Source organism: Sphingobacterium sp. InxBP1 (genome assembly GCF_026191775.1).
GTDB classification, from domain to species: domain Bacteria; phylum Bacteroidota; class Bacteroidia; order Sphingobacteriales; family Sphingobacteriaceae; genus Sphingobacterium; species Sphingobacterium thalpophilum.
The window spans coordinates 105,075-120,323 of record NZ_JAINDX010000042.1; the positions used below are offsets into that span (position 1 = coordinate 105,075).

Annotated in this window: 9 protein-coding genes; 4 read left to right on the forward strand and 5 right to left on the reverse strand. The window is 44.0% G+C overall.

The window, feature by feature from the left end; translation table 11 throughout:
• Nucleotides 1-141: 141 nt before the first annotated feature.
• Complete coding sequence (locus tag K7A41_RS08205) at nt 142-429, forward strand: hypothetical protein (RefSeq protein ID WP_265713332.1); 288 nt, start codon at nt 142-144, stop codon at nt 427-429.
• Between the two features lie 8 nt (nt 430-437).
• Here the strand turns inward: K7A41_RS08205 and K7A41_RS08210 are convergent, their stop codons facing one another.
• The 5 genes from K7A41_RS08210 to K7A41_RS08230 form a co-directional block, all read right to left on the reverse strand.
• Nucleotides 438-974, reverse strand: coding sequence for a GNAT family N-acetyltransferase (locus tag K7A41_RS08210; protein ID WP_265713333.1), 537 nt, complete (start codon nt 972-974; stop codon nt 438-440).
• Nucleotides 975-1,353: 379 nt separating this feature from the next.
• The gene (locus K7A41_RS08215) at nt 1,354-1,485 is read right to left on the reverse strand and encodes a hypothetical protein (RefSeq protein ID WP_265713334.1); all 132 of its coding nucleotides are present in this window, start codon (nt 1,483-1,485) and stop codon (nt 1,354-1,356) included.
• A 116-nt stretch (nt 1,486-1,601) separates the two neighbouring features.
• Complete coding sequence (locus tag K7A41_RS08220) at nt 1,602-3,059, reverse strand: magnesium chelatase (protein WP_322784019.1); 1,458 nt, start codon at nt 3,057-3,059, stop codon at nt 1,602-1,604.
• A 58-nt stretch (nt 3,060-3,117) separates the two neighbouring features.
• On the reverse strand, nt 3,118-4,239 hold the full coding sequence (locus K7A41_RS08225) for a vWA domain-containing protein (RefSeq protein WP_265713336.1): 1,122 nt from the start codon (nt 4,237-4,239) through the stop codon (nt 3,118-3,120).
• Nucleotides 4,240-4,376: 137 nt separating this feature from the next.
• A complete protein-coding gene (locus K7A41_RS08230; protein WP_265713337.1) occupies nt 4,377-8,495 on the reverse strand; it encodes a hybrid sensor histidine kinase/response regulator transcription factor in 4,119 nt (1,372 codons plus the stop codon).
• 498 nt (nt 8,496-8,993) lie between these two features.
• On the opposite strand from K7A41_RS08230, the gene K7A41_RS08235 reads away from it, so the two are divergent.
• Genes K7A41_RS08235 through K7A41_RS08245 form a run of 3 tightly spaced genes read left to right on the forward strand, consistent with a single transcriptional unit; the run spans nt 8,994 to nt 15,169 of the window.
• Nucleotides 8,994-12,098 (forward strand): SusC/RagA family TonB-linked outer membrane protein, encoded by a 3,105-nt coding sequence (locus tag K7A41_RS08235; protein ID WP_265713338.1) that lies wholly within the window; start codon nt 8,994-8,996, stop codon nt 12,096-12,098.
• Between the two features lie 17 nt (nt 12,099-12,115).
• On the forward strand, nt 12,116-13,702 hold the full coding sequence (locus K7A41_RS08240) for a RagB/SusD family nutrient uptake outer membrane protein (protein WP_265713339.1): 1,587 nt from the start codon (nt 12,116-12,118) through the stop codon (nt 13,700-13,702).
• Between the two features lie 12 nt (nt 13,703-13,714).
• A complete protein-coding gene (locus K7A41_RS08245) occupies nt 13,715-15,169 on the forward strand; it encodes a glycan-binding surface protein (RefSeq protein ID WP_265713340.1) in 1,455 nt (484 codons plus the stop codon).
• Nucleotides 15,170-15,249: the final 80 nt, after the last annotated feature.

A 15,249-nucleotide genomic window follows, 5' to 3' on the forward strand; every position in this document is an offset into this window, starting at 1 on the left:
TTTGCTATATTTGAGTTGAGCGGTCTACTGTAAAGTGTAGCTAAGCTCACTTAAGTTCGTTACACAAAATTTTGGAAAATGTCTTTGTCGGGTACATATACCTTTCTTATTGTTGTTCTCTGTATTTACTCCATAGCACACATGGCATACACCTTTTTCGACGGTGGCCTGGCTACTACCGAAAGTAAAATATGGTTCTTTTCGGCAGGCCTCGCGCTACTGTTTAATTCATTTATAAATATCCTCCTTTTGAAGGTCAGCGATAATCTGGTGAAACGGCTCACCGTCACTGCCAACGCTGGACTGCTGCTATTTGTGGCATTCATGTCGTTAATTATACCTGAGGTGCAAGTGTTTGTGCTGGTTATAGTGCTAATAGGTGTATTAATTTGTTCATGGCTGCTTCCAGTTCACCCGAAAGCAGCCTGATAACAGCACTAGCCAAAGAACTCAGGGGGGTATTCTACCCTACCTTCTATGCCACTGAGTCCGTTTTCGACCAACTCAATGGCCATACTGTTTTCCGATGGAACATCGAAAGGCAACTTGATGTTGAAACATGCCGCTTCTTTGTAACCAAACTTTGGATAATAACTGGCATGCCCCAATAAAATAGCGGATGCGAATCCGAGCATTTTGGCCCTTTCATGTGCCTCCTTGAGCAATAATCCTCCTATTCCCTTATTTTGGTATTCTGGCAATACCGCAACAGGCGCTACAGCTAAAGAATCATGGTCTATATTGACGCCCTTGATCTTGATTCTGCTCAGCAGAATATACCCAACAATTTGCTCTGCGAATACCGCCACGAGAGACAATTCCGGAATGAAAGCCTGAGACTTGCGTAGCCGTTCAACAAGAAATTGCTCCTGGTGGTCTGTATATACAGCCTCTTTAAATGCTGCTTCGATAAGTTTAAAAACATAAGGCCTATCTTCCTGTTTTTCCTCACGGATATAAATTGGTGTTGTCATTTTTGTCTTCATTTAGTTGACACCATGATCTCCTATCTCCCGGAAACGGCATAAGTAATACAGATTATTTTAGAATAATCTGCGATGCTGCACAATCTCAGCACAGCGCACAAATGACACGGACCGGCAATAGGATTTGTGATCGTTATAAAAAAATATTATTTTGACGCTGCGATATTACAGCGCTAGTAATTGATACTTAACACAAGATACGCAGAAAGCCTTATGGCTTGTCTGCGGATTAAGCAATCACACAATCAGAAGGGCAATATGTAGTGATAATAGATACCATATACACAAATATAAAACATTTATATGAGAAAAAACAAGTAAAACGTTTGCCCATCCTTAGATCAATATATGCCGTGGTGGACTAGTTTCACTTTTTATAAGAACAATTGCAGTTGGCGTCGACACCCGCGTTCTCAATAGCAATGGCTTCATCAACTGTGGTAGCTGTACCTACAGCTTCAACAATTCTCCGAAACTGTTCTTTTAGTATTTCGCTCATCTCATTGAAGCTAGGCAGCTAAATATGTAATTGTCAAATGATATCCTGAAAACGCAAGCTTGCGTTTTCAGGATATCGAGGGCCAACCAAGAGTGGAAGCTTTTTTTGCAAAGCTATTACAAATTATTCCGCAGGTATCCCTGAAAGTTATCTTGGAACTGCAGATCATTGCCTGTCCTATATTTGCTCAATTTGCTATATAATGCTAATCCCCACAGGATAAACTCGCTCAGAAAATGATGATCTTCTGGCTTTGCGTCCGGCTGATATTGCTCGATCAACGTGCGCAATGGGGTTATTTGGTCCAATAGGCGTCCGTAATCGGCATCACTAAGTTCATCGGACAACTCAACCCCCTCCGATTCTGCAAACCAACGGACGATGCCATCGTAAGGATAGTGTTGGCCTTCTTTTTCCAACTTCTCAATTTTGGGAAACAAGATCGGAAATAAGCTTTTTACTGCATTTTCGATTAGCTGCATAGCGACTGCAGCAGGGCCCTCCTGCTCGCCTTCGTAAACAAGCTCCACCTTTCCAGTTATAGCGGGGACGATCCCCATAAAATCGCTCAAGCGTACGGAGGTCTTACCAGATCCATTTTTGAGCATGCGTAACTCGGCAGTGCTCAATAGGTTTTGAAATGCCGTAATGCTCATCCGTGCACTAACACCACTTTTTTCATCCACATACTCACTATTTCGGGCTTCGAAACTGATTTGCTCGATTAACTCACGCGCGAGTTCTGGTACGTATATCTGGTCCTTCTGCGCGGCTTCCAAATTAGCCTCCTGCGCAGTAATGACCTTAGCGATCTCAATCGATGTGGGGTAATGGGTTAAAATCTGTGAACCTATCCGGTCTTTCAGCGGTGTCACGATACTTCCCCTATTGGTATAATCTTCCGGATTGGCCGTAAATACGAACTGTATGTCCAGCGGCAGTCGTAATTTAAAGCCTCGGATCTGGATGTCTCCCTCCTGCAGGATATTAAAAAGTGCTACCTGAATGCGTGCTTGAAGATCGGGCAGTTCATTAATGACAAATATTGAGCGGTTTGCCCGAGGAATCATACCAAAATGAATTACACGGTCATCAGCATAACTCAACCTCAGATTTGCAGCCTTGATAGGATCAACATCTCCGATCAAATCGGCTACTGTAACATCGGGGGTCGCTAGTTTCTCCGCAAAACGTTCACTGCGGTGTAGCCAGCCTATCGGGGTGTCATCACCTTTTTCCTTTAGGAGCTCGAGCGCGTAACGGGATATCGGATAATAAGGATCGTCATTGATTTCAGAACCCGCTACTATAGGTATATATTCATCCAGCAGATTTACCATAAGCCTGGCCAGTCTGGTCTTGGCTTGACCACGAAGGCCTAGAAAATTAATATTGTGCTTGGAGAGAATCGCTCGCTCCAGTTCAGGAATTACGGTGTCCTCATAACCATATACTCCGTTAAATACAGTTTCGCCATTCCTTATTTTTGTAATCAGATTGTCACGCAATTCTTCTTTTATCGTCTTAGGTTGATATCCTGAATTCTTTAGTGCGCCAAATGTTGTAATCTTCATGTAATCCATATGTTGTTCTTAAAATGAGGCGCAAACGGCTGCGCAAGATGATATGCTGTTATCGTATTCTCTTTCTTCGATTTTCCTCGTAGTCTTCAAAGATCATTTCGCCAAGATCTCCAAGCCCGGTATAATAAGCCTTACCCTGATTGGATGCTGTAAATTCGTCAACGAATTGCTGCAGATAGGGATCAGCGGTGATCATAAAAGTCGTAATGGGTATCCCCAATTTACGGGCTTGAGCGGCCATGCTGTAACACTTACCTGTAATAAAAGGATCAAGCCCCATCGGATTTTTATAATAAGTACCATCCGGCATGTTCAAACAGCTCGGCTTGCCGTCAGTGATCATAAATATCTGCTTGTTAGCGTGCCGCTTACGTCTGAGTATGTCCATTGCTAACAGGAGGCCGGCGACAGTATTGGTATGAAATGGCCCCACCTGTAGATATGGCAGATCTTTAATCGCTATAGGCCAGGCATCGTTACCAAAAACGATAACATCAAGTGAGTCTTTCGGATAACGCGTTAGTATCAGCTCGGATAGGGCCATAGCTACTTTCTTTGCGGGAGTGATGCGGTCTTCGCCGTACAGGATCATGCTATGGCTGATATCAATCATCAGCACCGTGCTCATCTGCGATTTAAACTGCGTATCTTCTACAACCAGATCACTTTCGGATAAGGCGAAATCGCCTATGCCATGATTGACCTGTGCGTTTTTCAGGCTTTCGGTCAGTGCAATCTTTTCCAGGCTGTCTCCATATTGATAGCTTCGCAAATCGCCCATACTTTCGTCACTCCGCCCTTGCTGGCTGGTTTTATGATTGCCCGACTTCCCTTTTCTCATCTTTCCAAAAATCTGGTCCAACGCATTCTGGCGTAAGGCTTTCTCCATCTTTGAGGTTAGATCTACACCACCACTTCCACCGAACTCCAGCCGCTCTCTGATGTATCCTTTATTCTTCAGATCTGCGATGAAATCGTCTATGGTATATTCAGGAGTAGTCAGCTTGAATTCTTTATCCAACTCCCGCAACCAATCAATAGCCTCATCAAAATCGCCGGCGGTGTGGGTGATGAGCTCCTTGAAAATGTCAAACAATTTATCAAAAGGTGTTTGAAACGGCTCATCATACTGCTTGAAATAAAACCCCCTATTTCGCTTCTTGCTTTTCATGCGTTCATTGTTTTGGGATGAAGCAGATTTTCGCATGATGACATCCGAATTGCTTCATAGGATGAATTTACGAAATAATAATGAGGAAAGCTACCAAATGAATACGAGTATAATAAACATCGGAAGCAGCGATTTGACTACTGCATAGTGCTACTGATCATTTTTTTATATTCGTTGGGCGTCACACCAAACTCTTCTTTGAAGTATTTTCTAAAATATTTGGGCTCATTGAATCCAACCAAAAAAGCCACTTCACCAACGTACATCTGACTTTTCTCAAGGAGTTCCGCGGCCCTTTTGAGCCTTATAAATCGGATAAACTCCGACGGCGTTTTGTCTGTGAGGGCAAGTATTTTTTTATAAAAATTAACTCTGCTCATGGCCATTTCACGGCATAAGTCTTCAACCAGAAAGTCAGTCCTTTCCATATTGGCCTCTACTATCGAGACTGCCTTCTGTATAAACTTTTGATCCATCGAGATGATGTCCGTCTTGCTCGTCGTGATATCAACTCGGGACTTGAACTTCTCCTGCAACTGCTTCTGCCGACGTGCAATATTTGATAAGGTCATCCGAAGAATATCAATGTTAAATGGCTTTGAGATATAAGCATCGGCGCCGGCCTCCATACCCTGAAATTGATTTTCATCTGAACACTTGGCTGTCAGCAGCACCACCGGTATATGCGAAGTGCGAATATCTCGTTTAATTCTTCGGCAAAATTCGTAGCCGTCTACATTTGGCATCATGACATCACAAAGGACGATGTCCGGAATATGCTCAACTGCCAGGTCGTAGCCATGCTGCCCGTCCCTAGCGGAAAGCACTCTGTAGTCACTGACAAAAAGGTCCTTTAGAAATAACCGAAAATCTTCGTTATCATCGATGATCAGTAAAGTATAAACATGGCCATCAATTTCCTCTTTTGTCTGTTTAGGCTGGCCTAAATCCGCATCTACATATTTTTCCGTCTCATTGCCCGAATAGATAATATCCTGTTTATTTTTACCATCTTTTGGCATCGGTATATGAACGGCAAAGATGGTTCCTTTTCCGGGTTCGCTGCTGACGTCGACCGAGCCGTCGTGAAGCTTGACAAACTCGCTCACAATATGCAGTCCCACACCCGTTCCCGCTATACCGTGGGTATCGTCGGAATCAATCCGGTAAAAGCGGTCAAAAATCCGATCCAGATGTTCTCTTGCCATCCCTATACCTGTATCAGAAACTTTGATACACAGCTTTTTATCAATTTCTTGATCCACTACCGTTTCGGATATATCTACACAGACATCCACATGCCCCCTATTTTTCGTATACTTAAACGCATTGGATATTAGATTGGAAACCACCATATACATTTTATCTTTATCGAACCGCAAATCAATATAAGGATGATGGGTTGTAAATGTCAATTTGATGGATTTTTCAGCTGCTAAAGACAAAAAAGAAGTACTGATCTCCCTGACAAATTCAACAATATTGCCGGACGAGATATTCAATTTTGCCTTGTCCTGGTCGAGTTTCCTAAAGTCGAGTATATCGTTGACCATCGTCAGCAGCTTTTGTGCGTTTTTGTACATGACTCCCAGGGCTGTTTGCTGTTCGGGATAATTTGAGTTTTTCATCAACATTTCCAGTGGGCTGATGATCAATGACAATGGTGTCTTAAACTCATGGCTGATATTGGTAAAGAATTTTAATTTTAGCTGGTCTATTTCATGTAGCTTGTTGGCTTCCAATATCCGTGCATTCTGATCCAGCTGATCTTGCTTACGTTTTAACCGATGTCGGATAAATAACCTGACCAACCACATAAATGCAAAGATATAAATGCCTATTGCCCACCACGCAAGCCAAAATGGAGGATCGACGACAATATGCATCTCGATAGGCCGAGGTGACCATATATTATCTTCATTGCCCGCGTAGACTTTGAGTACGTAGTGTCCAGGGTTGAGATTGGAGTAGGAGGCAAAGCCTGTGCTACGCGATGTTTCTATCCATTCTTTGTCTACGCCTTCCAACTTATACCGGTATCTATTTTTCTCAGGATGGATAAAGTTGAATGCTGAAAAACGGATCGTAAAATTGGTTTCATTGTATTTCAGGGTGATCTGGTCAAGGTCGACGATTGAGCGTGGCAACACCAAATGGCCATCTTTTTTGTCATCGGGATGAATCACCTCATTCGATAACAACAGCTCCGTAAACCGCGCACGGGGTGCAGTCTTGTTTACGGGAATCTTTCTCGGATAAAAAGCGACATAGCCCGTTGTGGTGCCCATATATATTCTACCGGTCCTGTCAGTATAGACGGCATTGGGATTAAACACCATGCCCGTCAGTCCGTCACTTAAATCGAAAGTAGAAATGATGCTCTTTTGCTTATTGTTATCGCCAGGTATATACTGTATCCGGTTAAGCCCGTTGCTGGTTCCAGCCCAGATATAACCATCCTGGTCTTCAGCCAGGGAGCGTACGTCATCGCTGGAGAGCCCGTCAGCAAGTGTTAAAGTCGAAAACCTTCCTCGCGAACTGTCGAATATCTTGATCCCTCTTTTCGTTGCCAGCCAGACGCGTCCTTTAGAATCTTTCATAAGCTGATATACGGGTACTGCCGCGGCATGGTCTTGGAAGTTGACCTTAGAGAAATAGGGGGCAATGCGCTGACCAGCACCAATCGTATACACTCCGATGTCTGAACTGAAGCTGATCGTTCCATCCGCATGCTTGGTTGCGGAAAGCATAAAATCAGAGCGCAGTTTGCTGTTTTCCCGATTGTAATTTGTGAATTTTGTTCTTCCCGGGTCCAGTCTGTCAACTCCGCCCCCTAAGGTGGCTATCCATAAATGGTTTTCAGAGTCTTCACTAAGACCATATATGCTTTGATTCGACAGTGCATTTTCGTTTTTCTCCTCAGCTTCATAACGCCTGAACCGCAAGCCGTCATACACATTTAGCCCCCCCATAAAGGTTCCGACCCATATTTTTTTGGCATTGTCCTCCAAAAGAGCGGTGACGATATCAGAAGACAGGCTGGTGAGATCTCCACGCTTATTTCTAAAAAAATAGCTTGTACCCGTACGCTCGTTAAACTTTATCAGTCCCTTTCCATTGGTACCTAGCCAAAGGTTATCTTCCTGATCCTTGATGATACTGCTGCAATCAAAAATTTCGCTTCTAAGACTGCCAACACGCGTGATTCTCGTACTTGGAAACTTGAACATTTCGGGATGATAGTAAGATACGCCATATTTATATGTTCCCGCCCAAATGGTTCCCTGAGGATCACAATATAAGCTCACAACGGAATTTTGCCGAAGGGAGTTGTTATTGAACTCTTCATTTTGGAGAACTTGTATGCTGTTTTGCTTTTTATCATATAAATTGATGCCGCCATGGTCAGTTGCGATCCATATCAATCCCTTACTATCGGCCACGACTCCGCGAACGAACGTATGGGACAGTGCAGGTTTTGTGTCCATGTCAAACTGCTTCCATTCGTCCTTTGTTGTGTTGTAACAGGATATACCTTTATTGTTTACCCCCGGATAGACCCAAACATCATGATCATTATCAATAAAAACATACCTGGTAATCAAGCGGTTAATTGAACCTATATTCGGATACTCTTCACGTAAATCAATTTTCCTCGTGCGTGTATCCAAACGTTCCAGAATGCCATCTTTATGGAGAATCCACACAAACTCGTCTTTCAAAGCGATCTCTACAATTTCGGAAGGTGAAATCGTGGCCCGGGCATTGGAAGGTGCGAAGGCTGTCAACTTTTTATTCTTAGGCTCATACTTGAATATACCTTTGTGCGGATAGGCAACAATAAAGTTTTTAAATTGATCGATACGAATCGAAACCGGGCTCGAGGGAAGTCCCATTCGTTCGAGAATGGAATCAGTATTATTGACAAATGCCTCTTTACGCCAGTCAAACATCACATATTTGTTGCCCAACATCCATAAATTGCCCTGATCATCTTCGACAATTTTCTTCAAGGCATCATAAAACGTACCCACAGGTCCATCGCTACTGCGATCGAATACTTTTACGCGTTCACCGTCAAATCTATTGAGCCCGGTATTCGTCGTAAACCAAACAAATCCACGACTATCCTTATAAATCGCAACAACCTCATTTCCAACAAGCCCATTGCGATTGTCCAAGTGTGCAAACTTAAACTGCTGACCATGACTAGCGGTGGCCAAAAAAGATAAGAATAAATATAAGAGTCGTTTCATTGGTTATCGCGTCCAAAACTAAAAGTCAAAATACTGAATTTATCATAGCATTGCATCATGAATAAACATTTTATACCTATTCCTGAAACATTTGGATACCCTGAATGAGCGATCGATCTTCCTTTGAAGCCCATCAACTTCTTCGGCTTACTCAACACCTCCGCCTACAGACATCAAGACAAAAATTTGTCCGCCTCAGCGTTTATTGTGACCACAAAAACACCCGGCATTGACAGTGCAACCTGTTGTCGTAGCAGGTTTCTAAATAGTCATGCGCTAAGGCCCTGAAAGTTTGTATTAACATTTTATCCTCTTATCTGCAACATTCTATGCCCGTCGTAGCCGCTTGTTGTTTCTAATTTTAACCATGCCCTTCTCGGGAAAATAACCAATAGAAAATATAAACTTAAATTAACCATGAAATCAAAAAACCTATCACAAAAGTTTTTTTGGCCTAAACTTAGGCATTGCGGGTATCTAATGTTAAAGATACTGTTTGTGCTCTACATAAATGCATTGAGAGCACAGACAACCAGTATCCCTGTATCGGGAAAGATAACCAACAGCAGTACCGGAGTAGCACTGAGCAACGTCTCTGTTAAAATAAAAGGGACGCGATCAGCAACCTTTTCAGACGAAAATGGTAAATATACCATTGCTGCTCCAAGAGGGAGTGTACTTATCTTTGCACATCTTGGCTTCAACACACAAGAACTGAAAATCACTGATAGCCAAATCAATGTACAGCTAACCGAAAGTATCCGTGCAATGGACGAAGCGGTCGTGGTTGGATACGGAAAGATGAAACGTGGTGACCTAACGGGTTCGGTGGTTTCTGTAACGGCTGACGACATCAGCAAATCCATCAGTACTTCGTTGGACCAGGCGTTACAGGGACGTGCCGCAGGTGTATCTGTCACCCAGAACTCGGGGGCCCCTGGGGGCGGGATATCCGTTAGTATACGTGGCACCAATTCTTTCAGTGGAAATGAACCGTTATATGTGATCGACGGAATTCCAATAGATGGCAATACCCGGGACAATTCTAGCGCGCTCTCATCCATCAATCCGTCAGATATTGTATCGATGGAAATATTAAAGGACGCATCAGCTGCTGCAATCTATGGAACCCGCGCGGCCAATGGTGTTGTACTGATCTCCACCAAACGTGGGCAAGCCGGAAAAACCAAGTTGGGATATGAAGGCTATGTGGGCTGGCAGCAGCTACCCAATACCCTGGATGTCCTGAATCTCCGTGAATACGCTGTCTACCAAAACCTGCGCGCTCGGGTAATTGGATTTGGCGATAGAGAAGAGTTTAAAGATCCATCTTTACTGGGCGAAGGTACAAACTGGCAAAAGGAAATCTTTCGTACTTCGTTGATGCACAATCACCAATTGAATATTTCGGGCGGAACTGAACAAAACCGCTTTGCTATCAGTGGCGGATACCTCGATCAGCAGGGCATAGCGCAAGGGTCGAGCTTCGAACGCTACTCGTTGCGGATGAACTTTGACTCGAAAATCAACAGATGGCTGACCGTGGGCCTCAACGCCTATACCGCCAAAACTAAAAATGTCAACACGATAGACAATGGCGGAATAATCTCGCTGGCTATCCGACAACTACCCGAGGTACCGGCAAAAAATCCAGATGGTTCCTGGGGGACACAGCAGGAAAATATGTATGGTACCTATTTCGCAAACCCGTTAGAGGAAGCGCTTACACGTGAAAATTACGCGAAAGGCTCGCAAATAAGTGTCAATGCATATGCGGATATATCTTTTATAAAAGAGCTTATACTACGAATCGAAGGTAACGGTAATTATAATTACTCTAATTCCTATCAGTTTACCCCCGCTTATGATTACGGAAATTTTAAACAGCAGTCGGCGGGAGCCAGATTTGCCAGCAATGGGGCTTTTACCAATCTAAAAACTTATCTGACATACAATAAATCGTTTGCCGAAAAACACAGCCTATCCGTAATGGTCGGACATGAAGCTCAGGAAAACAAATGGGAATCATTGTCCGGAAGCCGTACCAATTATTTTCTGAATACCGTTCACGAACTGGATGCTGGAGATTCAAAGACAGCACGTAATGGGAGCTCCCGAAGCTCGGGTGCAATAGAATCGTATTTTGGGCGCCTCAATTATGGATTCAATGATAAATATTTATTGACGGCAACGCTACGCAGGGACGGATCGGATAAGTTTGGTGCAAACAACCTTTGGGGTACATTTCCCTCGCTCGCGGCTGCATGGAAGATTAAAAATGAATCATTCTTGAAAGATAATCCGACGATAGACAACCTGAAGCTTCGTCTCGGCTGGGGTATAGTCGGAAACCAGGCGGCAAGTTCATATGCCTATGGCGTCACAATGGCTTCGGCGGCATCCATATGGGGAACAGGCTTCTATCCCGGCAATTTCGCCAATCCAGACCTAAAATGGGAAAAGACCAATGCGTATAATGTAGGTTTGGATCTAAGCTTGTTCAAAAACCGAATAGAATTGATCACTGAAGTATACCTGAAGAGGATCGACAATCTCCTGATGCAAGCCGTGCTGCCTGACTATGTCAGTGGCCTGATCTCAGCACCATGGGTCAATGCCGGATCGATGACCAATAAGGGGCTTGAGCTGACATTAAATTCCGTTAACGTCAATAAAAGCGGCCTATTTTGGAAATCGGGTCTGACATTTTCGATGAATAGAAACCACGTGACTCAGCTTTATACAGATGCAGCCGCCATTCAAGGCAAAATAGGTGCAGAAACATTTACCCTCACCAAAGTGGGAAATCCCGTCGGCCAATTCTATGGATACAACGTGATCGGCATGTTTCATAGTGAAGCTGATTTTTACCGCAAAGACAACAACAACAATTTTATCCTCGACGAGGATGGCAACAAGCTGCCTGTCGCCCTCCCAAAAGACAAAGCGATCGGTGTAAATGGCATATGGGTAGGTGACTTTATATTCGAGGACAAAAATAAAGATGGTAAAATTGATGAACAGGACCGCGATTTTATAGGTAATCCGGAGCCTAAATTTATACTGGGACTAAACAACTATTTTTCCTATAAGGGGTTTGACCTAAATATCTTCCTGCATGCTGTTTATGGAAACAAAATATATAACCAACTGCGCAAGGATTTCACTAACCCGATGAACAACTCGGGAATGCTCAAAGAAACAACAGGTATCGCCCTTATCGAAACGATAGATGCAGCTGGTTCGGATCAGGACATTGCTAATGTGAGAGTGGTCAATCCCAATGCTAGCATTCAACGTATCACCGTCAGCGATGCCAATGATAACAGCAGGATGAGCAATAGATTTATTGAAGACGGTTCATATCTGCGCCTAAAAAACCTGTCTTTGGGATATACATTTCCCCAGGCGCTGCTGAAAAAATATCAGATCGAAAATCTGCGATTATACATAAATATTCAAAACCTCTTCACCTGGACTAAATATTCAGGTTACGACCCAGAAATAGGCGCCTACAATCAAAATGTATTATTAAGGGGAATAGACTATGCACGATATCCTTCGCAGCGCATCTATACCTTGGGTTTGAACTTCATGTTTTAATGTTAAAATACTGAATTATGAAAAAGCTATTCGTGATAGCCGCATTGATGGCTACCGTTGTTCTACAATCCTGTAAGAAAAGTTTTTTGGAGCGGGAACCGGAAGGAGCCTATGTCGACGGCACTTTTTATACCTCGGCCGAAGCCTTAAAAGCGGCTACCGCTCCTCTTTATAATCGAGCTTGGTTTGATTATAATAAGCGGCCAGCTGTCGCTATTGGCAGTCTTAGAGCCAATGATGGATATAATCCTTACATGAATCCGTCATACACATTATTTACCGTCACCTCATTGGATGCAGGCCTGTCGGACTCCTGGAAGTCCTTTTATGGCGTTGTGACCATGTCAAATGCCATTATCGACGCCGTAACAACCAAGGCCACAAACGTTACTGAAAGTCAAAAAAATATGGCTATTGCCGAAGCACGTTTGATGCGCGGTATCGCGTACTTTTATCTTCTCCGCACCTGGGGGCCGGTAATATTGATTGAGAATAATGACACGGTAATCAAAGATCCCTTACAGCCCCGGCACCGCGAGGAAGATATCTTTCGTTTTATTATAGACGATCTGACTTTTGCCGTCCAAAATCTTCCTGATAAGGCCGATAAGGGCCGCGCAACGAGCTGGGGCGCCAAAGGCATGCTTGCCAAAGTATACCTCGCGCGCGCAGGCTGGAAAACCGGTGGTACACGTAATGAAGCTGATCTAACGAAAGCAAAGGAATATGCCCAGGATGTCTGTGTAAATAGCGGGCTTGATCTGTATCCCAAATACGAAGATCTGTTCAAATACAAACACAACAATAACCCTGAGTCACTCATCGCTATGCAATGGGTTCCGCTCGGCGAATGGGGCGTATGCAATACGCTATTAGCTGACTTGGCATTCTCATCGGAGGTGACCGGTGGTGTCAATGTCTGGGGGGGTGGATTAAACGGCTCCATCGATATGTTAAAACAATATGAACGTGCTGATACCATCCGAAGAAATGCCAGCTATTTTACGCAATATTCTTTTTACCCCTACATCAGCATCGATAAAGGTGGCTATTCGTATAGCAGCACCGGTGCTTCGATCAAAAAAGGCGTAATTGGTGGACCCAACGATGACAATGACGGTTATGTGCAATCCATGAGCTCTCCGCTCAACACCTATATTCTACGCCTCGCCGACGTATACCTAACCTACGCCGAAGCCAGTCTCGGCAATAATGCCACACTCAGCGCAGGCGAAGGCTTAACCTATTTCAACAAAGTGAGAGAGCGGGCAAAGATCGGCAAAAAAACATCGATTACGCTGGACGACATTATCAAAGAGCGCCGTGTGGAGTTCGCCATGGAATATACCAACTGGTATGATATGGTCAGCTGGTATTGCTACAAACCTGAAAAAATGCTGAAGTATTTTAATGAGCAGCAGCGGGGCTGGACGACTGCCTCTATCACAAAGGATGAAGATGGCAACCTTATTTTCGAGGACCCCACCCCTCCCGCAGTACCTGTGGTCGTAACTGCACAAAATATCTTCTTTCCCTACCCGGAGAATGATATCATCCAAAATCCGCGGTTGAAAGAAGAGCCGCAAGCTTATCCATTTAAATAACCCGCAAACATTATGAAAGCAACACGCTATAACAACCACTTGATCTGTATTTTGCTCGCTGCTATCGTGCTAATGGCTGCATTTTCATGTAGCCGCGATAAGGACATGACCATGAGTCCAGAAATCACGCATGTCAGGTTGACGGATCCCGAAAAAGCCGATAGTACGTTTACCGGTGCATTTCCGGGCACGATGGTTGCCGTCATTGGAAAAAATCTCGATGGCATACAGAGAATTTATATCAATGACCAACAAATCGGTTTTAATGCGAATTACTGTACGCCGACAAGTGCCATAATCTCCATACCTGCTGACCTATTGCTCACTGGCACAAATCCTGAGCTGCCCAATGAGATCCGGATAGAGACTACCCATGGCATAGCAAGGTTCAGCTTCCATATCTACTCGCCGCCCCCCCAGATCGCGCGTATTGAACTCAAGTATCCCGCGAAAACCGGTGAAAAGCTTAGGATATATGGGCTAAATTTCTATGAAGTCCAAAAAATAATATTTGAAGGTGATGCCGGAGCTTCTATTGAAGCAACGGAATATAACGTTGGTAAGGAATACGATAAAATCGAATTGACGATTCCAGCGGGCATTCAGGATGGCCGCCTCGCTGTCTACTGTATGACGGATTCCGTCAGTATAGCTTTCACGACCCATGTTGCTCCGCCTACAATAAAATCATGGAGCAGTGATATGCCTGTCATCGGTGACCTGGCATTTATCACAGGTAATCATTTCATCGACGTAACACATCTGAATATCAATGGTGAATTTGAGATCCCGGCAGAAGATATCAGCGTTTCCAACAGCCAGGACACCATTTATTACCGGCTGCCTAAAGCTCCCCGTAAAGCGGGAAAATTGACAGTCTTTGCTGCAGGCGGACAATCCAACACAAGTAGCACATTTTACCCTGTTCAGAACCTCGTATTGGACTGGGACAATGTCGGTGCATACGACTGGGGAGACAACAATATGCCTGTAGTTGCAGACGGAACAAAGCCGCCTTTCTTTACAACAGGAACAGCATACCGCATATTTGGAACTCCGGGTGCCTGGCAGTACTGGTGGGGTAACTTATCCAATAAAGGGGTATATCCAACGACCAATGTGATACCAGCAAACACCCCGATTGCTAATCTCGCCTTGCGTTTCGAATGCTTCTTAAATGAACCGCTGTCGACGGCGACATTCGATATGCAGTTGAAAGGGAACTGGGACAAGATGGTCGCCGACTATGTGCCCCGCGACAAAAGCACCAATAAAACGAGCGTCGGCAAATGGATCACATGTGACATTGCGCTCAATAGGTTCACCAGCGCCACCGACTATGGCACCTTTGCAGCTATAGCAAACCCCGAACTCGGCATATTCACAAAGAATAAATCTGAAAATGCCAACACGAAAGTGGATATACATTTCGACAACTTTAGAATTATTGATACCAGCAAAAATTAAATCAACTACATATGAATACCGTTTTCACGTGCAGCAGACACCATTCAAGCATGGGATTGCTTACAAAAGAATAATACACT